This window comes from Pseudarthrobacter sp. 05T312 (assembly GCF_056396685.1).
Genome location: NZ_JBFTLY010000022.1, coordinates 1 through 20867, shown reverse-complemented (window position 1 = coordinate 20867; position 20867 = coordinate 1). Strand labels below are relative to the sequence as shown.

Annotated in this window: 20 protein-coding genes and 1 pseudogene; 14 read left to right on the top strand and 7 right to left on the bottom strand. The window is 61.4% G+C overall.

From position 1 onward, the window contains the following. Positions 1-8: 8 nt before the first annotated feature. Positions 9-446, top strand: coding sequence for a MarR family transcriptional regulator (locus tag AC1DIP_RS19690; protein WP_285243598.1), 438 nt, complete (start codon positions 9-11; stop codon positions 444-446). Between the two features lie 121 nt (positions 447-567). On the opposite strand, the gene AC1DIP_RS19685 is transcribed toward AC1DIP_RS19690, so the two are convergent. The 5 genes and pseudogenes from AC1DIP_RS19685 to AC1DIP_RS19665 form a co-directional block, all read right to left on the bottom strand. Then, positions 568-1572 carry an aldose 1-epimerase family protein gene (locus AC1DIP_RS19685; RefSeq protein WP_477734786.1) on the bottom strand — a complete coding sequence of 335 codons (1005 nt, stop codon included), beginning with the start codon at positions 1570-1572 and terminating at the stop codon, positions 568-570. Next, on the bottom strand, positions 1569-2642 hold the full coding sequence (locus AC1DIP_RS19680; RefSeq protein WP_477734785.1) for a glucose 1-dehydrogenase: 1074 nt from the start codon (positions 2640-2642) through the stop codon (positions 1569-1571). The genes AC1DIP_RS19685 and AC1DIP_RS19680 overlap by 4 nt, the downstream gene beginning before the upstream one ends. A 90-nt stretch (positions 2643-2732) precedes the next feature. Next, the gene (locus tag AC1DIP_RS19675; protein ID WP_477734930.1) at positions 2733-3353 is read right to left on the bottom strand and encodes a phosphatase PAP2 family protein; all 621 of its coding nucleotides are present in this window, start codon (positions 3351-3353) and stop codon (positions 2733-2735) included. A 251-nt stretch (positions 3354-3604) separates the two neighbouring features. Beyond that, positions 3605-3892, bottom strand: a pseudogene (locus AC1DIP_RS19670) (DUF4193 domain-containing protein); the annotation flags it as partial. A gap of 130 nt (positions 3893-4022) precedes the next feature. Next, on the bottom strand, positions 4023-6128 hold the full coding sequence (locus AC1DIP_RS19665) for a transglycosylase domain-containing protein (RefSeq protein WP_377204660.1): 2106 nt from the start codon (positions 6126-6128) through the stop codon (positions 4023-4025). 317 nt (positions 6129-6445) lie between these two features. Between AC1DIP_RS19665 and AC1DIP_RS19660 the strand changes: the two genes are divergently transcribed. The 11 genes from AC1DIP_RS19660 (at position 6446) to AC1DIP_RS19610 (ending at position 18426) form a co-directional block, all read left to right on the top strand. After that, complete coding sequence (locus tag AC1DIP_RS19660) at positions 6446-6910, top strand: hypothetical protein (RefSeq protein ID WP_377204661.1); 465 nt, start codon at positions 6446-6448, stop codon at positions 6908-6910. Positions 6911-6931: 21 nt separating this feature from the next. Further along, positions 6932-7996 carry a S1C family serine protease gene (locus AC1DIP_RS19655; protein WP_377204662.1) on the top strand — a complete coding sequence of 355 codons (1065 nt, stop codon included), beginning with the start codon at positions 6932-6934 and terminating at the stop codon, positions 7994-7996. A gap of 664 nt (positions 7997-8660) precedes the next feature. Further along, positions 8661-9797: an MFS transporter gene (locus tag AC1DIP_RS19650; RefSeq protein ID WP_364399835.1), complete on the top strand. Its 1137-nt coding sequence runs from the start codon at positions 8661-8663 to the stop codon at positions 9795-9797. A gap of 285 nt (positions 9798-10082) precedes the next feature. Continuing rightward, on the top strand, positions 10083-10724 hold the full coding sequence (locus tag AC1DIP_RS19645) for a plasmid pRiA4b ORF-3 family protein (RefSeq protein ID WP_364399832.1): 642 nt from the start codon (positions 10083-10085) through the stop codon (positions 10722-10724). A 412-nt stretch (positions 10725-11136) separates the two neighbouring features. Beyond that, positions 11137-12336 (top strand): HIRAN domain-containing protein, encoded by a 1200-nt coding sequence (locus tag AC1DIP_RS19640; protein WP_477734784.1) that lies wholly within the window; start codon positions 11137-11139, stop codon positions 12334-12336. A gap of 180 nt (positions 12337-12516) precedes the next feature. Beyond that, positions 12517-13083: a recombinase family protein gene (locus tag AC1DIP_RS19635; protein ID WP_477734783.1), complete on the top strand. Its 567-nt coding sequence runs from the start codon at positions 12517-12519 to the stop codon at positions 13081-13083. Between the two features lie 677 nt (positions 13084-13760). After that, entirely contained in the window at positions 13761-14723 is a 963-nt protein-coding gene (locus AC1DIP_RS19630) for a hypothetical protein (protein WP_477734782.1), read from the top strand. Beyond that, the gene (locus AC1DIP_RS19625) at positions 14720-15316 is read left to right on the top strand and encodes a hypothetical protein (RefSeq protein ID WP_477734781.1); all 597 of its coding nucleotides are present in this window, start codon (positions 14720-14722) and stop codon (positions 15314-15316) included. Before AC1DIP_RS19630 ends, AC1DIP_RS19625 begins: the two co-directional genes overlap by 4 nt. Further along, positions 15303-16601, top strand: a complete 1299-nt coding sequence (locus AC1DIP_RS19620) for a HesA/MoeB/ThiF family protein (protein ID WP_477734780.1) — start codon at positions 15303-15305, stop codon at positions 16599-16601. Before AC1DIP_RS19625 ends, AC1DIP_RS19620 begins: the two co-directional genes overlap by 14 nt. Next, on the top strand, positions 16598-17110 hold the full coding sequence (locus AC1DIP_RS19615) for a Mov34/MPN/PAD-1 family protein (protein ID WP_477734779.1): 513 nt from the start codon (positions 16598-16600) through the stop codon (positions 17108-17110). Before AC1DIP_RS19620 ends, AC1DIP_RS19615 begins: the two co-directional genes overlap by 4 nt. A gap of 8 nt (positions 17111-17118) precedes the next feature. Then, positions 17119-18426 carry an SAVED domain-containing protein gene (locus tag AC1DIP_RS19610; RefSeq protein WP_477734778.1) on the top strand — a complete coding sequence of 436 codons (1308 nt, stop codon included), beginning with the start codon at positions 17119-17121 and terminating at the stop codon, positions 18424-18426. Positions 18427-18486: 60 nt separating this feature from the next. On the opposite strand, the gene AC1DIP_RS19605 is transcribed toward AC1DIP_RS19610, so the two are convergent. Beyond that, on the bottom strand, positions 18487-18981 hold the full coding sequence (locus AC1DIP_RS19605; RefSeq protein WP_477734929.1) for an HNH endonuclease: 495 nt from the start codon (positions 18979-18981) through the stop codon (positions 18487-18489). 454 nt (positions 18982-19435) lie between these two features. On the opposite strand from AC1DIP_RS19605, the gene AC1DIP_RS19600 reads away from it, so the two are divergent. Beyond that, positions 19436-19768 (top strand): hypothetical protein, encoded by a 333-nt coding sequence (locus AC1DIP_RS19600; RefSeq protein WP_477734777.1) that lies wholly within the window; start codon positions 19436-19438, stop codon positions 19766-19768. Between the two features lie 53 nt (positions 19769-19821). Further along, positions 19822-20535: an 8-oxoguanine DNA glycosylase OGG fold protein gene (locus AC1DIP_RS19595; RefSeq protein ID WP_477734776.1), complete on the top strand. Its 714-nt coding sequence runs from the start codon at positions 19822-19824 to the stop codon at positions 20533-20535. A gap of 213 nt (positions 20536-20748) precedes the next feature. On the opposite strand, the gene AC1DIP_RS19590 is transcribed toward AC1DIP_RS19595, so the two are convergent. After that, a partial coding sequence (locus AC1DIP_RS19590) for an integrase core domain-containing protein (RefSeq protein WP_477734928.1) occupies positions 20749-20867 on the bottom strand: 119 nt, incomplete at its 5' end.

Here is a 20867-nt window from a genome sequence, read left to right as displayed (position 1 = left end):
AAGCTGTGATGGCTGCCGCCGACACCCTCATGCGTGTGGTGGCGCGCTCTGTTGCTGAGGTTGAGGACATCGTTAACACCCCGCAACTGCGGGTGCTGGTCCTGATCCATACCCACGGGCCCCAAAATCTGGGCGGCGTGGCCGCGGAGCTTGGCGTCCACGCCTCCAATGCCACCCGCATTTGCGACCGGCTGGTGGCCGCTGACCTGCTGCAGCGCCGTGAAGATCCCGCCGACCGCCGGTATATCCGGCTGGAGTTGACCCGTGAGGGCAAGGAACTGGTCGATACTGTGTTGCAGCACCGGCGGCAGGCCATCGCCGAGGTGATTTCCAGGATGCCTGCCGGCCGCCGGCCCGCACTGGCGGCCGCCCTGGAGGCCTTCGCAGCCGCCGCCGGCGGCCAGGGTACCTCCGACGGTCGCTTTACGTTGGGATCCGGTACCTGACGGAACCGGATCCGGGTGCGGCAAGCCATGCCTTCATTGAACCCCTATGTTTGCGTATGCGCAATAGTTGGCAGGGCTGCGGGTAGCTTTTCCGTAGGTCCGAGACGGCGGAGGGAGCCGTTCACAGCGGTCTGATGCCCCACTGTCCGGTGTGGGATTGCCCTGGCTCCAGGGTGATCAGCCCTTCGCCGGAGTTGAAGGCGTCGGGGGCGCAGGTCATGGGCTCTACGCCCAGTCCGGTCCGCCGGCGGTCCGGGTGTGGGAGGGTGTCGCCGGTGAAGATTTCCAGGTAGGGGTATGTCCCGTCCACCCACAACTCAACGCCACTCGAGCGGTCAGGACGCAGCAGCGTCACGCTGGCGCGCCCGTCCCCGTCACGGACCAGGTCGGTGTAGGCCACATCGATGTGCCGGGCCCGAAGTTGCTGGAGCTCGCGCTTGTCATACCCGGTGCTGTCCACGCGCTGGTGCCCGGTGGGGATGCCGCGTTCATCCACGGGCAGGTACGTCCGCCCCGGCACCTGGACCAGGCCCGCGTCGATGACCTGGCCCGGGAGCCCCATGCTTAGGTACGGATGCGCGCCTGTGCCAAACGGGCAGGGCTCCGGGCTGCGGTTGGTTACGGTCGTGCGCACACTCAACCCCTGGTTGTCGAGCCTGTAGTCCAGCCGGCAGTCGAGTACCCATGGCCAGCCCTGGCAGGCGTGAAGGGTGTGCGTGAAGGAAATCCTGTCCTCCAACAGTTCCGCGGCTTCCCAGTTCCGCCAGCGGGTCAGTCCATGGATGGCCCCGCCTTTGTCCGGCTCACTGAGATCAAGCTGCAGGGTGCTGCCGTCCCATTCGTAGCTGCCGCCCTTGATCCGGTTGGGCCACGGGATGAGGGACTGCCCCCGCGCCCCCGTGCACATCTCCTCCGGACCGTAGCCGTCCACCAGGGGGCGGCCGTCCAGCAGGTAATCCCGCAACGCCCCGCCCACCTCCGTGAGGTGCACGGATTGCCGGCCGTGCCGGATGTTGTACTGGCGCCCTGACGGGAGCCGGTGGCCGCTGTTGGCCTCCTGTCCTGCTTGGCCCTCACTCCTTGCTGCCGGGCTCACGGCTGCCTGGTTCATGGCTGCGGCGCTCATGGCTGTCGGCTCCCGCCGTCGCCCTTCGCCTGGAAGTCCAGTACCACCTTGACGTCATCGGGGTGGCGGTCAAAGGCCTCGGCGAATTTGCCCAGGGGAACCCGGCGGCTGATCAGCCGCCGCAGCCAGTCCGCCTCGGCAGCGGCCAGGGCCTTGGCGCCGGCGTCGTAGTGGCGCCGGTTGGCATTGACGCTGCCGAAGACCACGCCGTTCATCAGCACTTCCTCGCGGTTCAGCGCGCCGACGTCCACCTCGGTTTGCTTCCCGGTGCCCGAGACGCCCGTCAGGCAGGTGATGGCATCCTGGGCGCGGCAGCGGAGGGCGTCCAGCACCACGGGGGTCACGCCCGTGCATTCCACCAGGACGTTGGGTTTGAGGCCGGAGTCCGGGAGGGTCTCACTGTGGTAGGTGGCGCCAAGCTCGCGGACCAAGTCCGGCTTGGGCCCGTCCTTGACGATGTCGAACACGTGCACCTCCAGGCCCTGCTGAACGCCCAGGAGCGCGGCGAGCAGGCCAACGGGTCCGGCCCCGGTCACCACCGCGACGTGGGGGTCGAAGAAGGCCCGTTGCCCGATCCTGTTGATCTGCTCCCATGCCTTGGCCACGATGGTGGTGGGCTCCAACAGCACTCCCACATCTTCCAGCCCGGCGTCCAGTTTCACCATGGCTTCCGGATCCGCACGCCACTGTTCGCGGGCAAATCCGTCCAGGCCTTTAATTCCGTGCTCGGTGTACTTGCCGTTCAGGCACATGTCCCATTCGCCGGCGGCGCAGGCCTTGCACGGCTCGGGATCGGGCCTGCGGACAATGCCCACCACCAGGTCACCCGACGCCAGCCCGGAGCCCTCCGGGGCCTCCACCACCCGGCCCAGGTTTTCGTGGCCCAGCACCAAGTAGTCCTGGCCGGGCGGAGCTTCGCCGTAGTCGGCGTCGATGATCTCACTGTCCGTGCCGCACAGGCCCACGGCCAGTGCCTCCACCAGCACCTGGCCCCCGCCCGCCGCCGGCTCGGGAATATCGCGAAGGTGAAGGGAGTCCTTGACTCCAGGGGTAACTGTCAGCGCACGCATGATGCCTCCCTTTAGCCGTGGTCGTCTTTGTCAGTGTCCCGCTCTATTTGCGGGTACGCAACGGTACGGGTGCCCGGGAGCTTTTTGCCCTCACGGTTCTGCCGACCGGCCGCCACGGCTGATGTCCAGCATGATCACCACCGCCAGGAGGACCACGGAGATTGAGGCGGAGGCCAGCGTGTCAGTAAACCAGTGGTAGCCAAGGTAGACGCGGCTTGCTGCTTCCAGCGCCAGGCCTCCGGCAGCAGCTGCGAAGGCCAGTATGACGGACAGCGTGCGGGAGGACCGGGAGAAGACCAGGTATGCCCCGATCAGCAGGAAGTTGGAGGCGCCGACGACGTGTCCGGACGGAAACGACGACGTCGCGTCGGCGCCCAGCATCATCAGCGCCGCTGGGGGCCGGGAGCGTCCCACGGCGTGCGCAATGACTTCCGTGACAATGACCCCCGTGAGCATGGCCCCGGCGAGCAGCAGGGGCCGCCAAAGACGGCGGGTCAGCAGGGCCCACCCCGTGGTGGCGAGCAGTGTTATCACCGGAAGGGCCAACGGGCCGAACACGAAGGCGAGTCCTGCCAGGACGGCTGTGGCTGCTGCGGTCCGGTGATCCACGAACCAGCCGGTCATGGGCCCGTCAGCCGCTGCCACGCCTTGTCCGTGGAGCACTTCCCCGAGTGTCAATAGGAAGGAGGTTGCCCCGGCCAGGGCCAGCATCAGGGACACCGCCCACAGGATGAGGTACCGGCCGGGGGAAAGGATGAATCCCTCGCCTAATCGGAAATGCCCTACCCGGCCAGTCCCCGAAGTCCCCCTGCGGCCGGCGCCCACTCCCGGGGACGGCCTGTCCGGCCGCGGCGCCGACGCGGGGTTCGGCGGCACGGCGTTCGCCGACACAGCGTGGCTTGGCTGCTGCGCGTGTCCGTTGCGCGGAGCAGGCGGCAGACCGGCCACTGCTCATCCCTCCATTCGATGCAGTAGGCGTGGCCGTCCCTTTCCCTGGCCAGCTGGGAACGGTGGCGGACCAGGAAGCAGGACGAGCAGGTGAATTCGTCCTCCTTCTGCGGGACGACTTCGACGACGAGCTCCTCGGCGATGAAGTCTCCTGGCAGTTCTATCCCGTCCACCGTGTCGGCTTCATCGAGTTCCCTGGCGACGCTGTGGGCATCGGGAGTGTTCTCGGTGCGCAGGGCCTCTAGGGACCGTTCCTGCGACTCTTTGACCTCTGGCCGGACTTCGTCGTAATCGCTTGCCACGGCGTACTCATTTCTCCTGTTGGAACGGCTGCTCTTCGGCTGGGAGTGGAAAGTGATACGCAAGGCTAGCGCAACAGTTATACATGCGCAATGGTATGGCCCATTGCGCAGGCGGGCCTGGGTGCCCCAGCTACCGGAGCATTGATGGGGGTGGTGCGGGGAAGGGTCCGCCGGGGTATTCTGCGGCCGCGGCGTTCATGAGGTGGGCCCACTGGGTGCCGGCGATGTTGGCTCCGTCCAGTCCGGCGTAGTACTTCCCGTTGATGGTGATGTGCTCGTTTGCCCATTGCGGCCCGAATCCCTTGTAGCTTCCGAACCACGAGGCGGTGGCGATGTCCGTGGTGGCGCCGACGGTCCAGGTCTGGGTGTGTCCGTCGGTGGTGCCGGTTTTGGCGAAGATTTCGTGATCCTTGTTCACGGGGATGTTATAGCCCGATCCCTTCGTCAGGACGGGTTGGAGGGCGTAGGTGACGCCGGCGGCGACGTCGGGATCGATGGTCTGGGTGCAGTCCGCGGACGGCACCGGATAGTTGTGTCCCGTGGGCCCGGTGACGCTTTTCAGGGCAACCGGGGAGCAATGGACTCCGCCGGCGGCGAAGGTGGCATAAGCGGTGGCCATGTCCAGCGGCGCCACATCCTGCGTGCCGATCAGGCTGGCGATGCTGGACAGGTCGTAGGGCTTGTTGGTGTGCCCGTTCTTGACTCCTGCTGCCGTGGCCATCTTTTGGATGTTGCAGAAGTCCAGCCGCGTTGCTGACTGGAACGTGATGGTGTTGATGGAGCGGTAGAGGCCTTCCAGCACGGTCATCGGGTAGTAGTGGTAGGGGTCGTCGTTGGGCAGTGGCGTCTGGCCGAGGGCAGGATCGTAGGACCCGGTGGTGGTGCCGCAGCTGTTTTTCCACGGAAACCCGGCTTTGTAGATGCGGACAGAGCCGTCAAGCCGGGTGGCCATGGACCGCCCGGAATTAAGCCACTGGGCGAAGACGAACGGTTTCATGGTGGAACCGATCTGGAAGCCGCCGGCACCATGGAGAGGCGTGCCCCGGCTGTCCGTTTCCGCAAGGGTGAGGTTGCCGGTGTAGTGTCCGGGCCCCGGCGCCGGGCTGTAGATGGTGTTTTGGGCCATGGTCAGGACCTTGCCGGTCCCGGGCTGCACGCTGACAAGGGCGGCGCCGCGCTGCAGTGGGTCCGTGGGGGAAAGTGAGGCGTTGACCTGTTCCTGTGCGACCTTTTGCAGCTCCGGGTCCAGCGTGGTTCGGACGGTCAGCCCGCCCTGGTACAGCAGTTTGCGCCGGGCGGCCTCGTCGGGACCAAAGGCGGGATCATTCAGGATCAGGCGTTGAACGTAATCGCAGAAGTAGGGTGAAGTGGCCACGGCGCATCCCTGGGCCGACGGCTGTACGTTCAAGGCAAGGGGAGCGGCAACAGCCTTCCGGTGCTGGGCCGTGGAAATGTAACCCTGTTGGAGCATTTGGTCCAGGACTTCATTGCGCCGGGCCACCACATGGCCCGGTTCAGTGAGCGGGTCGTAGTATCCGGGCCTGTTGACCACTCCCGCCAGGGCGGCGGCCTGGGTAAGGCTGAGGGCGCTTGCGGGCACGCCGAAGTACTCTTCGGCTGCCGTTTGGACGCCGTAGGCTCCGTTGCCGAAATAGACCAGGTTCAGGTAGCCCTGAAGGATCTGGTCCTTGGAGTACTTGTCCTCGAGTGCGACGGCGAGCTTCATCTCCCGAAGTTTGTCGCCGATGGTCCTGGCGGCGCTGGGCTTGACATCGTCCGCCCTGCCGCTGGATATCAGCGACTGGATGAGCACGTTCTTGACGTACTGCTGGGTAATGGTGGACGCGCCCTGCCGGCCGCCCTGGATGTTGACATAAAGGGCCCGGAGGATGCCGGCCGGGTCGATGCCGCCGTGCTCATAGAAGCGGGAGTCCTCAATGGCCACGATCCCTTGGCGCATGAAGGGCGATATCTGTTCCAGGCGTACGGGCTCACGATTCTGGGAATAGAACCGTGCGATGACCGATCCATCTTTGGCCAGCACCTGGGAGTTCCTGGCCGGCGGGTCGAGATGGAGATCAGAGGGCAGTTGATCAAAGAACCTGCCGGATGCCACGGTCACGGTGGAACCCAGTGCCGCGGCCGGGGCCAGGAGCCCGGCGACCAGAAAGCCGCCGATGACGCAGGCCGCAACGAAGCCTGCGGCCCTTTTCCACGTGGTGTCCATAAGAAGCATGCAAAAGATTTCCTTGTCGTGTCGTCAGGCACAGGGCGCAACCTTCCGGCATCGCACCCGCATGGGCCTCGAATCGCGTCTTCGACCAGCGGGCTCAGTGCCACTCCCACGGAATATTTGGCAATGTGCAAACAACGCTATCTTCCCAACCAAGCCCACCGTCATGTTTTCGGTTACGGGAGGGCAACGATTCAGATAGAGCGGGTTGGATGCGTCGTTAGCTGTTGCGTTGGCGCAACTGCAGCGCCACACTGAGGGAGACGCTAAAGCGGGCGGGGCGCATTGGAAGGGATCACAAGGCCAAGGAAAGGAACATCATGAAACCCACCCACGGCACCATCGAATTCTTCCGCTTGCTGCCGGTCCTGATGGTTGCAGCCCTCCTGATGGCCGGCTGCTCCGACCCCGCCGAAGGGGACCGCGACCCTGTTGCGCTCGGCTCCGACCTGAACTTTGCGGGGCTGGAGCTGCGAAGCGTCCTGCTTGTGACATCAGGGCAGGATGAACCCGCCCGCGTCCTGGGGACGATCATCAACACCACGGCCACCGATATCGAGTTGGTCCTGGCCGACTCCGACGAACAGGTGCCGGTCAAGATCCCGGCCAACGGGAACAGGGAGTTTGACCAGACCCCCGTCATACTCAACAGCGCCCCGGAAGCTCCGGGGGCACGGGCTGACCTAACAGTGAGTGTGAAGGGGCAGGAAACCATCATCAATGTCCCCATCCAGAATGGGACTTTTGACCAGTACCAGCCCTATATCCCTTCTGCCAGCCCGTGACGCCTAAAGAGGAGGTATCCCATGAGGTTTGGACTCTGCGCCGCGGCCGGAGTGACGGCGGCGGCACTGACATTGACGGGCTGCACCGGCACCCCGGCGCCGGCGCCCGGTTCCTCGTCGTCCGCCGCTTCCCCGACAGCTTCGCAAGTACAGTTGGCGGGCGGTGCGGGGTTGCCTGCGGTTCCCGGCGTTGTCAGGGAAGTCGAGCCTTCCGTCGTCACCATCCGGACAGCCATCGGCCTGGGCAGCGGGGTTATCTATCACAGCGACGGAACGATCGTCACGGACGCGCACGTGGTGGAGGACCAGCAAAAACAGCCCTTCAAGAACGTCGGGGTCCAGTTCGCTGACGGCTCCCAGTCCCAAGGCACCATCATCGGCGTTGACGACGTCACGGACCTCGCTGTCCTGAAGGTCGACCGCACCGGCCTTCCGGCGGCAAAATTCGCTGCATCCGATCCCGAGGTGGGTTCGATGACCGTGGTCATCGGAAGCCCGCTGGGGTTGGAGGAAACCGTCACTGCCGGCATCGTCTCCAGCCTGCACCGGAACATGCCGCCGTCGAAGGAATCACCTCACGGCGCCATCGACCTGCTGCAGACCGACGCACCGATTTCCCCCGGTAATTCCGGCGGTGCGGTGGCGGATTCAAGCGGCCAGGTGATCGGTCTTTCCGAGGCGTACCTTCCACCCAGCACGGGAGCCGTGGCCATCGGGTTCGTTACGCCGTCTTCCACGGTTACCGACGTCGCCGACCAACTGTTGGCAAGCGGGTCGGTCAAGCACGCCGCCCTCGGCGTGGTCCCCACCGACATCACGCCACAGCTCGCCCAACGCTTCTCCCTGCCCACGACGGCCGGGGCGTTGATCGTCAGTGTTTCCCAAGGAAGCCCGGCGGAACAAGGCGGCATGAAGCCAGGGGACATCATCACCAAGTTCGCCCAAACGGACATCGGCAACGTGACCGACCTGCTCGTGGCCCTCAGGAAACAGGACCCAGGGCAGCAGGTGGACGTCGTGGTGCAGCGCGGCTCAACATCACAGAACCTGCACATCACCCTCGGAAACCTGGCAGGAGAGCGCTGAGGAGCGGACCGGGCATCAGAGGCTACCCATCGCTACCTGCTTCAGTGGACGTCATGCTTCCAAAAATGGGGGCATCCAAGAACAAACTGAAAGAGAGGCACCTTTCAACCCTGCCTTCCTAGGCATTCGCGCGAGAAACAGTTGACGCTGCCAGGCCCAATGCCCCGCATTAGCCTCAAGCCAGTAGAACCAACAACAGGGCGGCGCTCCCTGCTGAAGGGACAAAGCGGCGCCCTGTTGACTAATCGGGCGCTGGTGGCGGATCAGGGATAAAGCATGCACCCGTTTAACCATCGATCCCCGTAATGGCCCAAACCGCAAACGGCCCAAAAGGGGTAACGTTGACGTCCGATTCCCCCTAGTATCAGTCGCTCTAAAGCAGCTTGGGAAGTGTTGCGCTTTAAGTGGCCCTCGCCGGGACCATCATGTTGGTCAGTTACTTAGCTCCCAGACGGGATTTCCGTAAGGGAAGTTTTCGGCAGGGTGACATGCTTAGTCAAAGCCTGTTCTCTTGTCACTTGGAGCCGGGGGGGTGAGAAGGCTCCTCGACTCCAGAAGGAGGAAAGAACGTACGATGCGCGCTGCTACTGGGAACAGGCCGGACCGCGCCGCCAGTCTAGGCTTTGCCTTCATTGGCGTTCTGCTCATTGCAGTTAACCTTCGGGTGTCTTTTGTCAGCGTGGGACCGGTCCTCGCTAACATCAGTAGTGACCTGGGCCTGTCCAGCGCGGCAGCAGGATTCCTCACAGGTCTTCCGCTCATTGCTTTCGCGGTCTTTTCACCCGTGGCGCCCCGTTTCGCTTCCCTCCTCGGTCTGGACCGTGCGCTGTGGATGTCACTGTTGATCCTCGCCTTGGGCATCGCGGTCCGCTCCCTGCCCGTGCCCGGCTTCATTTGGGCGGGCACAGCACTGATCGGCCTAGCTATCGCGTTTCTCAATGTCCTGGTCCCCTCGCTCGTGAAGCGTGACTTTCCAACGAGGGTCAGCCGTGTCACCGGAAGCTATACGGCCACGCAGGCGGCCCTTGCCGCAGTGGGGGCCGCCCTCGTCGTTCCCGTTGCACAGACGTCCCCCGCAGGTTGGCGGCTTGCCCTCGGAATCTGGCTGGGTCTTGCCCTCATCGCCATGGCCGTGCTCATGCCGTGGCTGCGCCGGCACAGGACAAGCACCACGCATAACACCGCGACCGAAGCCACCCCCTACCGGTCGCCCTGGGCCTCCGCCTTGGGCTGGCAGGTGACGATCTTCATGGGACTGCAATCGGTCGCCTTCTACGTCCTGATGGCGTGGCTTCCAACCATCGAACAAAGCCGCGGGATCCCCGCCACCACCGCTGGCATCCACCTCTCCGTTTTTCTGCTCATCAGCGTCTTCGCCAGCCTTGTCACAGGGGGAATCCTTCACCGGGGTTCGGACCAGCGGCTCGTATCCTTCACGAGTGCCTTACTCACGTTCGTAACGTTCCTCGGGCTCGCACTCGCGCCGGACCTCATATTGCTATGGGTCCTACTGGGGGCAATCGGGTGCGGGAGCCTCATCGTCATCGCCCTGTCTCTCTTCAGCCTGCGAACCGTGAACTACCCGCAGGCGGCGTCACTATCGGGCATGGCGCAATCCGTGGGCTACGGACTAGGTGCAGCGGGCCCAGTCATTTTCGGTGGTCTTCGCGACCTAAGCGGAGACTGGGCACCTCCGCTGCTCCTCACCGCGGGCACGATGGCAGTCCTCGCCGGGAAGGGTGTTCTTGCCGGACGTGACAGAGTCATCAGCAGCCCAGCAGGATCCCATCACGCTTCCTGATCCTGAACTGGATCCGCGCCCTACGGGACATGCTCGTTACGAAGAAGGCCGCCTATGTCGGTGCATTGAAAGAAGACCCCCGCCGTCCAACAATAGGTCGACGGGGAACCGAAGCCATCCGCAGAGGTGAGGACGGGCAGTGCTGGCTGAGCAGCCTTGTGCAGCCACTCCCCCGACAGTTCTAAAGAGCCGATAGTTTACCTTTCGTCAAGCTATCGGCCGAGGCTGGGGGAGAGGTCATGCCTCTCACTTAGTAGGGCCGTGAGACCTGTAAAAATGGGTGCCATGGACAAATTTGCGGCCGGGACGGGTATGGGACAGGAATCCGTCCTGGAGGTTCGCGTGGCCCTCGTCGACAGTATGCCTGAGATTTGGCGTCGATTCGAGCTCCGGGGCTCGCTGACTTTAGGTCAGATACACCAGGTGCTGCAGACAGCCTTTGGCTGGGAGGACGCGCACCTGCACAGGTTTGTAACAAGCGACCCGTTCGCGCCGCTGCGGCCGGTCGACGGCGAATTTCCGGAAGTCCCGCAGTGGCTTCCAAGGCAGCAGGGTGAAGAACCGGGCGACAGGCCTGAGGAGGAGTGCACTCTGGATCAACTGCTCGCACTGGGGTCGGGCGAAGCGTTCTACGAATACGACTTCGGTGACAGCTGGCTTCACCGGCTCGAACTGGTTTCCCGCCGCCCCGCAGACGACGACAGTCCGCCGGCCCGCATGATCGACGGCGCCCGGCGCGGCCCGCTGGAAGACTCCGGAGGTTTGCCGGGTTACGAGGACATCATGGATGCCCTGGCCGACGCGTCGCATCCTGACCACGACGAACACTCCGCATGGGTCGCCGACATGACCGGATCTGCCGAGCCATTCGACCCAGCCTTCCTGGACATCCCCGCCGTAAACCGGGCGCTGGCTAAGCAGTTCTGAGCCCTCGGAGTCCGGAAAAAACGCCACAAACGACGGCAAAAACAGCCCCTTCCGGGGGGGCACTCCCCGGCCTGTTTTGAAAGGCCGATAACCGACGTTATGTAAAGCTGAGCCTTTGTGTATTGCATCAGATGCATCATTTCGAGGTTAGGCTGTCCAGCCGTAATTAACTGGCTCCGGTCGTGCCCAGTCAGAAAGTCTCATGAAGACAGTAGCGTTTTGTGTCCATTCCGGGTCGGGGCGCCATTTCCATCAGTTAGTCTCAGACCGGGTCTTGCTGCTCGAGGGTGTCTTGGCGTCGTATAGACGGCATATACGTCATGCCGGCGCCCCCAGTGACTGCAAAACCACAGAGATCTGCGGAAATCTTGGGTGCATTTTGTTAGGCGCGCAAGAATGAGATGGGGGCAAAGTGAAAAAGTACTATCTGCCGGGCAAAGACAGCTGGCACAACTTTGAAGTTGTTGGCGAGTCGTATCGCGAGAAACAGATCCTCTCAGCTCTGGGGCGCCGCCCAAGGCTCGACGAAGAGATCGAGGACGTCTTCGAAGCGCTTCTCGTGCCGGAACCGGATAATCCCCATGACGCGAACGCTATCTCGGTGCGGGTCAACGGACAGGTCGTCGGTTATCTGGACCGTGACTCTGCTGCCGTTTATCGCCCCATAATCCACCGCATCGCTGCAAGCGGCATGGTGGCCACAACCACGGCGCGGATCTGGGCTGTGGTGCGGGAGTCATGGGAAGCTGAGCGGCAGGCGAGGTTTTTCTCAAATGTTCGTATTTACCTGCCCGAGGCCCACGAGATCCTTCCGCTCAACAACTATGTCCCGGCCAACGTGGCAGTTCTTCCTTGGAGTGGCGCCCTTCAAGTGACTGGTGAAGACCAGCATTTCGCCCATCTGTTCAACTACCTGCCGCAGAACGGTGAAGGGCTTGTCATCCTCACGATGCACAAGCTCGTGCAGACCCTAAAGAACGGTACCGAGAAGAACCTCGTTGAGGTCCGTCTTGACGGTGAACGGGTGGGGCAGCTGACAGCAACCACCTCCAACCACTATCTGCCATCGATTTCTCACGCAGCAGATGCAGGGAAGGAGTTGGGGATCTGGGCCAGGATCAAAGGCTCGGGGCTTGCAGCCGAGCTGGTCATCCAGGGTGCCAGGGCCACCGAGTTGAATGACGCGTGGCTCAGTACGATGCCCTCCTTTCCCCCGCTGACGCCGGAAACCGCCGCTTATACAGTCCCGCCCGCCTACACCGGCGATGCCCCCAGGCCCCGCAGCCCCAGGACCATCACCACACCATCAGCAGGCGAAAGCAGCTTTCGGACGGTGCCACCTTCGAGGAAAGCGGCCCGCCAGCCACTTAAGGGAAAACTGGTGCTTACAGACAAGGACAGGCGATACAGTCCACTCATTCATCGGATCGCGGGCGTAGCAATGATCGTTATTGGCGTCATCATTGGCGCTATTCTTGCCGCTATCCCGCTGCTTGGGCCGGTGCTCTTTATCGGCTGCCTTGCCTTGGGAATTATGGGCAATATTCGCTCACGGAAGATAGCAGCCGCGCTCGAACAGGAACTACCTGTCTCCGGGTTTATCCCGAAATAGGCATCGAGCGTCCCGGCGCAGTCACGTATTCTCGCGGGCCCACCTGGCGGTGAATCACCGCCGGGGTGAGCCGTGCAAAGGCGCAGGGGGGATCGCTGCCTCCTCGCGAGAGAAAAAGACTCTTGACGCTCCGGGCGGAAGCCTGGACACTCAGTCCACAGTCAAGCGTTGGAGGCGACCATGGTTGGTCAGCGGATCGGCTACGTCCGGGTGAGCACCGTGGATCAGAACGAGTTCCGTCAGCTCGAGGGACAGGTCCTGGACCGGGTTTTCACGGATAAGGCCTCGGGCCGGGACACCGCCCGGCCCGAGCTGACGGAGCTGCTGCGGTTCGTCCGCGACGGGGACACGGTGGTTGTGCACAGCATGGACCGGCTCGCCCGCAACCTCGATGACCTGCGCGCCCTGGTGCAGGGCCTCACCCGGCGCGGGGTGCGGGTGGAGTTCTGCAAGGAACAGCTCGTTTTCACCGGTGAGGACTCCCCCATGGCCAACCTCATGCTCTCCGTCATGGGCGCCTTCGCCGAGTTCGAACGCTCCCTGATCAGGGAACGCCAGCGCGAGGGCATCGCCCTGGCCAAACAGCGCGGCGCCTATAAAGGGCGGAAAAAGACGCTGACGCCGGAACGGGCAGCCGAACTGGTCCAGCGCGCCGGCACCGGCATCCCGAAAGTCGTCCTCGCCCGCGATTACGGAATCAGCAGGGAAACGGTCTACCAGTACCTCCGCCAGGCGGCCTTGCAGTAACCACGTCCTCTCCCCCGCCCCTCGTTCCCAGCCAGCCCCAAGGGTTTACCCGGCAGGGTTGTTTATGGAACTTCGGCCAACCGCTATTTGGCCGGAGTTTCGCCAATTCTAGGACTTCCCCCGGCGTCGGCATCGCCTGCCTGGTGTCAGTGTCGGGGTCAGCATGCGAACGGCGGGATGGTGACGTCGTTAACCTTCCCGACCGCAAAATGAGCTCTAGCGTCCCCCGTTCCCCGGCCTTACAGAACGTCGGTTGTCGGCGTTTAAAAGAACGGGAGTGGAAGTAGCTGCGAGGACTCCCGTTTTGCCCCGGACGAGGAGTTTTTCATGGCTAGGCGTTGCGGTGAATCTCGGTTTCGGCGTCGAGCGAGCTCGACAGGGTCAGGTCCGAGCCGGTCGTCCTGCCGGCGGGGCCAATAGGCCCAGCAGAGACCGCCACCATCCTTTGATGTCACAGGCGGCTGTCATGCTTGCCGTGCAAGTTCACGAACCGATTCTGGAACGTCCGGGCGCGACTAGACGATCGGCCTAAACGCAAACTTGGGCACAATTCATCAACACCTATGAAGATTTTGGGTTAATTGGCCCAACTAAATGACACGCATGTAATACTATATCTGGCGGCAATCTCTTCAATGAGTACTACATGTAGTGTTGCGAACGAAACGGGGACTAGAGTGAGCGTAACGGAAGCCTTCAACGAATTTCAGGGCATCGTCAACGCTGACGTCCAGCAAGTAAAAGAGGCCCGCTCACGGCGGGACTTGTTCAAGGACGCTTTCATCCTGGAAAGCGACGTGGACGAAGTCATCTCGTCAGGTTCGCTGGCACGAGGCACTCACAAGGACCCAATCCACGACGTGGATGTGGTAATTGTCTACGACGGCGCAATGCATCCAGACTGGGGCGGGCCAGGTTCGTCGGCCGAAGACGCCCTCAATCACACTCGGAGCCGCGTCAACTCTCTTCTTGGCGCCACCAACGGAACCTTCGACAAGGCGGTACGCCTCGCCAAATGGCGTAACCACGCAGTCAAATGCTTCCTGGACGACCCCGATGACCCAAACGCATTCACTGTCGACGCGATGCCTGCTCTCCGTCGTAATGGCATGCTGCTCATCCCGGAAGCAGCTTCAAAAAACTGGGTTCCCTGCGACCCGGAATATCTCATCAAAGCCGTAGCGGACAAGCACGCAGAGTGGAGCAGCTACGCCGGCACTGTCCGGATGCTCAAATGGTGGGCATCCGAGCAGGACATCAAGATCAAATCACTGGTCATGGAGGTACTAGCCCTTCACTTCCTTCCTACAAACCACATCCGACCAGTTGCCATCAAGCAGTTCTTCGTCAGTGCCCTGTACGCCATTGAGGGCGGCAACGAAGTCGTTGACCCGGCTGGGATCTGCGGTCCTATCCAGTCCGATCTTGACTACGAGGGCCTCGCTGACTCCCTGCGTGCAGCACGGGATGCAGCAATCCGCGCGTTCCAGGCACAAAACAACAACAACACCGCCGCCGCCATTCAGTACTGGGGCGAAGTTTTCGGAGACGACTTCGCCAAGCCTCCTGGTACCGGAAATCCACTTCCGGCCGTTGCTCCCGTCCTGCCCCGGACAGTGAAGGACACCCCTCAAGGATGACCAAGCCTCAATCCGCGGACTCGATCTTTTGGCAAGACGCCGAACCCGCGAGGCTGCAACGCGACCGCAAGGAAGTTTCCGAGTTCGCACCCCATTTGCTGTACCAGGAACCGGATCCATCGGGCGGTGGGGAGCATATTCACGGCGGGTGGATCGGGGAGCTGCCAGTATGGCCGTTCGACAGGCCCGCGCCGGAGGGCTTGAAGGAGCTGGTCGGAACCAACGGGCTAACGGTCGCGGTCATGTACTCCGCTGCGCACCCCATGGTCCCACCCACCATATTCCCCGTCAGTGTTGAACCGACGCCCCACGAAGAGACACAAGCGGCATGGCATGTGGCGCCGGGCGGCTCCCTATGCCTGCTCCAAAGCGACGGTGGTTGGCATCCCGAAGCCAGCATCACTGAGCTGCTTGCCAAAGCCGCCGGCTGGCACATCGAATATGCCTTGATGAAACGCGGAGCGATCCAAGAAATGTCAGTGCGGGGAATCGTGACGGACCCGTCCTTCGATCACCTTGTGGCTCAATCCATGCGCGGCGGCCGCGAGGTTCCGGAACCTCCGGGAATCGGAGGCTCCATTGTCACCAACTGACCCATTCATAGTCCTCACACAGGACGCAGCAGCCAAGATCGCCAACGCAAAAGGCATATCCGGTCGGATTCGGATGCGCTTTGTTCCTGCCGAGGGCATGTACGTCATTAACGCAATTACTTCTTCCGCAGGGACAACACTTCCGGTGGATATCCCGTCGGAGTATCGAGCGCTGAATTGGGATGGTGAACGCTACACAGGACAGTGGATGAGGAAACCGCAGAGCGAAATCAACGTTCTCCACCGGTACGTCATCAGTCGGACCAGCCGGACACTGGACTACGCCGCGTTTCGGGACATGGTTCCGGGCCTTTCCGATCCTGGCAACCATTCCGGCCTGCTGATCACCCACGATCCGGATCTTTCCCCTGAGGCCGTCCAGGCAGGGGTTCACGAATTCGCGGGGTGGAACGTGGAACGGGGCGGTGTCAGTCCTATTCTCATAGAAGTTGAGCCAAAGGTTGTGGGTCTACTGCAGCTTGCCGGTCAATGGCCGATTGAGCAGCTGGCGTCCACCTCGGTCATGGTCGTTGGGTGCGGCAGCATTGGTAGCGCAACCGCGGAGGCCCTAGCAGGCTACGGGGTAGGCCGTGTCCTCCTCATCGATCCTGATCGATTCCTGTGGCACAACATGCTCCGACACACTCTGGGGCCCGAAAGCGTCGGTAGACGCAAAGTTCACGCCCTAAGAGACCATCTGAAGTCCCAGTCGCCGTTGCAAAAGGTAGAAGCACTTCCCTTTGACGTCGTCAGCCAAACTCACCTGGTGCGCCCATTGATGGAGGACGTAAATCTAGTGATATGTGCTGCCGATGGGATAGCTCCCCGGCGGGTAGTCAGCCACCTCGCCCGCCAGGCTGGGAAGCCGGCCATCCTGGCGTGCGTCCTCGACAACGGGTCCGTCGGCGAACTACTGCGACTTCGTCCTACGCCCCGGTTTGGATGTCTTCTGTGCTTCAGAGCGCACCTCGGTGCCTCTGGTGCCATGGACGCTGAAGCCGATCAAGAACTGGACTATGGCACGGGGCGGGTGCACCAGCCTATGACCGCTGTGCCTCCCGATCTGCGCCTTATGGGCACGCTTGCAGCCAAAGCGGCCGTGGCAACGTTGCTTGAGTCTCTGTATGGAGACCACACGCAAGCCCTCCCTGGCGAACACGCTGTAATCGGTCTAAGGCCTGGCGGCGACCTTGCTCCGCCGTTTGACGCCAAAGCCGCGGCTAGGATCAGCTGGGCGACCATCCCGAAGCCTAGGGAGAACTGCCCATCCTGTGGTGCGGCTTGAACAACTCGGTTCAACGGCCCAACATTCGGATCCTCATAGAGGCGCTGGCTTTGATCGGGGAGGAGGCCATCCGTTCCCGCGACGGGTTGGAAACCGGAGGTATTCTGCTCGGCACGGACCGTGGTCAGGAGGTTGTCATCCGTCAGGCTGGTGGCCCGGGCCCGAAAGCCCGTCGTGAGTCCAACCGCTTCCTTCGCGACTTGACCCATGCCCAACAGCTTGCCGAGCTGGCATGGAAAGAGGACCAAAGCCAATGGATTGGTGAATGGCACACGCACCCATCAGGCGATCTCACCCCGAGCAACTATGACCTGAAAGCCTACTCCCGGCACCTGCATGATCCCGAGCTGAGCTTCAAACGATTCCTGACCATCATCGTAGTGCCTACTCCGACGGGAGAATTCACAGCAGCTGCTTGGGTTGTCGACCACGAAACTGCCATTCCCGTACCTGTAACTGTCGCTGATGATCACGTAGGTCACCCGCGGAATTCCATAGCCGAACGATAGGAAATAACTTGACCGACATCATTGCCACTCATGACCCGGCAGACCCCATATTCATTTCATACCGGCAATCAGATGGAACGGAAATCTGCGCGCAACTGGCTTGGCTATTGCGAGCTGGAGGGATACCCGTTTGGCGGGATAAAGATGACCTCCCCCCTGGGGACACGGAAGAACGCCTACGGCAAGCAATCGGAGACGGTATCCCCGGAGGTGTGCTGGTCACAACACCCGACGTAGCAAAGAGCAAGGTCGTCAAACGCGTCGAAGCGCCCCTGCTGTTCGACTCACATAAAGCACATCCGAGCTTCGCCTTGGGCATTGCCAATGCCGTGGAACGAGAACCCGGGAAAATCGACTACTCGGCACCCGAGCGATTGCTCGGCATGGCCGAAGAGACCCTGAGCGGTGTCGACCAGCACCCCACGCACCGCGACGGGCTACGGACTGTGGTTCAAAAGATGCTGTGGCACCGCCTGGCCAACCACCGGGAAATTGTTGCCTTGAACGACGGAACCTTCAGCCTGTCACTCCAGACCCGCAATGCGGCCCAGGTGTATGACCGCACAGGAAGCCAGTTGGATATCCGCGTCCGGCCATCTGATCATGAGCGTCTTCCCAGCCGCGAAGGTCTAATTGACCTGAAAGACACGATCGCCTTCCTTCCAGACGGCGTCACCCGAACCGGCGCCCGCCGTGTAAAAGTACAGGGTGGCAGCCATTTATCGGTTGCTTTCGCCATCGGTGCAGCGCTGCTTTCGTCCCGCATCGGCCATATGGAGGTCTTGGATCAGCAGGGGAATATTTGGGCCAGTGATGGCGAAGCCCAATTCAGCACCACCCCGCTCGTGAATATCATCGATTCAGCTACAAATGCATCGGCAAGCAAACCCGGACGGCCAGCCGTTGCAGCGTACGTCGACCTGTTGAACCAAAGAAGCAACGCAGCGTTCGAGAAATTCATTGAAGACCACGATGGAACCCTAAAGTCGTGGATCCATCTCACGAGTACGAACGGTGAACTTCTAGATCCGGCAACCGCCGGCCGTATTGCAGCAGAAGTCACCGCTTACATCAGGGAGCTCTCGAACAAGAATGGAAACGCCGAAATCCACCTCCTTCTGCGCTGCCCGTTCCCCCTTGCGGCCCTGATCGGACGCCTGACGAACACTCTCCGATGCGTGCTCTATGAATGGGATGATTCCGAGCCCATAACTGGCGATGATTATCGGCCCAGCTACTGCGCTACCCTGCGGGTACGTGCCGGTGCCCGTGATGGAGTCATCGAGGACGTACTTCTGGCTGCAGACGCTGTCTAACCGGACATGTAATGCCGAGTAACGGGGGCGGTTCCTGGTGCTGTGGGTAGCCCTGTGATGCTAGAACAGTGGGAGTTGTCCCTCTGCGATTGGGCGCCAATGAGCCGGTCGATCTCGGGCAATCCAGGCACACTCTAGAGAGCAAAACTTTCGGCTTTTTGTGTCTTTTCGCTTCGGCAGTTCAAACTCTTTTGCGCATAGCGCGTTCAGGCACGTCTTCACTACTACTACTTGTTGCCGTTTTGCGTCGTTGCTACATGCCTTGGAGCAGTACTTGATGGTCTCCATCCGGTGCGCTCTGATGAGTGAGGTTACCTCGCACTGGGGGCAGGTCCATGTGACGCGCGGCCTCCGGGTGGCCGTCTTGTCTTCTCCGTCTCGTGGATTAGGGTGCAGGAAATTCGCCGATAGCTCTTCCTTTCTAAGAGGCCAGCGACCGCCCTTTGAAGAGTTGCAGGAGTGGCATATGGGCCTCAAATTGGCCAAACAATGAGATCCACCCTTAGAAATCGGCTTTACATGATCTTCTTGAGTTGCGGCTTCGATTCCACACATCCAGCAGCGTCCACCCCATAGCGCGAAACGTGATGCCTTTTCAGCTGCCGTGAATCGGATGACGATGCCACCCGCAGCTGCTTGGTAGCCGTAGCGTCGGAGGCGGTAGCTGTCCTTATTCTTCTCGTAGTAGCCACGGGCGCAGTTCTTGCAAGTCCCCGACAGTCCGTTTCGAGTGCCTCGTTCCTTCGTGAAGTGGTCTGCTGTACGGATCTCATTGCATCTGACACATCTCACAACCACGGTCCCGGTTTCAGCCGTAAGTTGTTCAAGCCGCGCAGTCAGCGAACAGTCTTCAGAGCAGAACCTATCTCCGGCATCTTGCCTGGCTTTTGGCCGGATCTTCGAGCACACTGCGCAGCCCAAGGCGGCAAACATGCAAGTTCGGTTACAGAACCGCTGAATTTTTGCCCGATTTGCCTTGAAACTTGACGTCTTGCCGCAGTGTTCACACGTGACATCCCTCCGGCCGGAAGCACTGCGGCAGGCAACAGAACAAAAACGTTGTTTTGCGACCGAGGCTGTCACGCTGAAGGTTTTGCTGCAGTACTCGCAGGTTGAATCGCGACGGGTGGATGCTGCCCGGCGGCATGCCAAGGAACAAAACCGCGCCTTGCGCTGCTGCGCGATGCTCGTGCCATTTGCCGGAATCGTCAGTCCACAAATTTCGCAGCTATTACCGGCGAATACCCTTGTACGTGGCATCCCGTTCCTCATTTCCGATGCCGGCAGCCTCGCCGGACTCATGATTCTTGCTCCAGGACGCAAGGATAAAGGGCGCCAGTGACAAAAATTGCATTGCAATGAATCCCAGTCGAACTATAGACATAGGCTGTGCCCATGACGACACCTCCGATTGCTCTGGCCGCATGGATCACTTCGCACCCTAGAGAAAAGATAATCCACGACCACGGCGTCAAAGTGAAGATCGCAAAGTGGAACGACAAAGTTGGCCACCTAAAAGGTACACCTTTGATTAGCGAAGATGGCGAGGCCGAAATCGGACTGATTAGCCGCGGTGGTCTCTTCCGCCTTGCTCGTGACGCCCGTGAAGACAAATCTGGGACTGCGGCTCTCCATCTATTCTGGCAGTCACTCGCTTGGGGAACCGGGAATAGCCATAGAAATTCGCCCGGCCGCGTAGCATCGGTCGCCGCTAATGAACAGCAAGCCGCATTGTTACTCCGAGATGCTGCGCGGGCGGCCGTCACGGACCCGAAGATGGCCTTCCTAAAGCTCAAGCCGTACCGTCCAGCACTTAAATCATGGGGTCCGAACTTCTTTACCAAGTACTTGTACTTCGCTGGAGGAGGTGCCATTGATCATCCAAGTCTCATAGTGGACGCGCGAGTGCTGGCGACACTTCACACCATGACAGGAGACCTCGCATTTCGTCCTCGAGACACCAACTACTCAGTGGGTACCTATGTGGCTGCTTGCAGGCTTATGCAAACTTGGGCAATCCAGCTCTCCTCATCAGAGCGCGTAGTCAGTGCAGATGAGGTAGAACGGTGGGCGTTTGATGCTGGCAAGGGCTGGCGAAAGCGCAAATAACAGCCCTTGAAGAACTGTCGAGGGCCGCTCCCTCAGGTTGACGGAATATAAGCTATCGGCTCTTCGAAAATGGCCGGGGGAGAGCCCGAAAAGGGCGGGCTCTTCAGCAGGCTTGTAGGAAGCTGGTGGCAGGCGCGTCTTTTACGACGCCAGGTAATTGCCTCAACACCACGACAAGCGGCCCTGGCTGGGCCCCCGTTAGCAGTCCAGCGTCTATGCGATAGCTAATGTGTTTTCTTGCGTCCAGTTTTCCCAGTAGCGTTTCGGCGTCATGCCGTCCAGGGATCCGTGGGGCCGTTCATGATTGTAGATAGCTTTCCATTCCTCGGCCA

Excerpts from the sequence above, each read along its gene's own strand:
- AC1DIP_RS19595 (WP_477734776.1), top strand. The coding sequence starts at position 19,822 with ATGACGACACCTCCGATTGCTCTGGCCGCATGGATCACTTCGCACCCT.
- AC1DIP_RS19605 (WP_477734929.1), bottom strand. The coding sequence starts at position 18,981 with ATGTGTGGAATCGAAGCCGCAACTCAAGAAGATCATGTAAAGCCGATT.
- AC1DIP_RS19690 (WP_285243598.1), top strand. The coding sequence starts at position 9 with ATGGCTGCCGCCGACACCCTCATGCGTGTGGTGGCGCGCTCTGTTGCT.
- AC1DIP_RS19645 (WP_364399832.1), top strand. The coding sequence starts at position 10,083 with ATGGACAAATTTGCGGCCGGGACGGGTATGGGACAGGAATCCGTCCTG.
- AC1DIP_RS19680 (WP_477734785.1), bottom strand. The coding sequence starts at position 2,642 with ATGCGTGCGCTGACAGTTACCCCTGGAGTCAAGGACTCCCTTCACCTT.
- AC1DIP_RS19665 (WP_377204660.1), bottom strand. The coding sequence starts at position 6,128 with ATGCTTCTTATGGACACCACGTGGAAAAGGGCCGCAGGCTTCGTTGCG.
- AC1DIP_RS19675 (WP_477734930.1), bottom strand. The coding sequence starts at position 3,353 with ATGCTGGCCCTGGCCGGGGCAACCTCCTTCCTATTGACACTCGGGGAA.
- AC1DIP_RS19660 (WP_377204661.1), top strand. The coding sequence starts at position 6,446 with ATGAAACCCACCCACGGCACCATCGAATTCTTCCGCTTGCTGCCGGTC.
- AC1DIP_RS19655 (WP_377204662.1), top strand. The coding sequence starts at position 6,932 with ATGAGGTTTGGACTCTGCGCCGCGGCCGGAGTGACGGCGGCGGCACTG.
- AC1DIP_RS19625 (WP_477734781.1), top strand. The coding sequence starts at position 14,720 with ATGACCAAGCCTCAATCCGCGGACTCGATCTTTTGGCAAGACGCCGAA.
- AC1DIP_RS19685 (WP_477734786.1), bottom strand. The coding sequence starts at position 1,572 with ATGAGCGCCGCAGCCATGAACCAGGCAGCCGTGAGCCCGGCAGCAAGG.
- AC1DIP_RS19635 (WP_477734783.1), top strand. The coding sequence starts at position 12,517 with ATGGTTGGTCAGCGGATCGGCTACGTCCGGGTGAGCACCGTGGATCAG.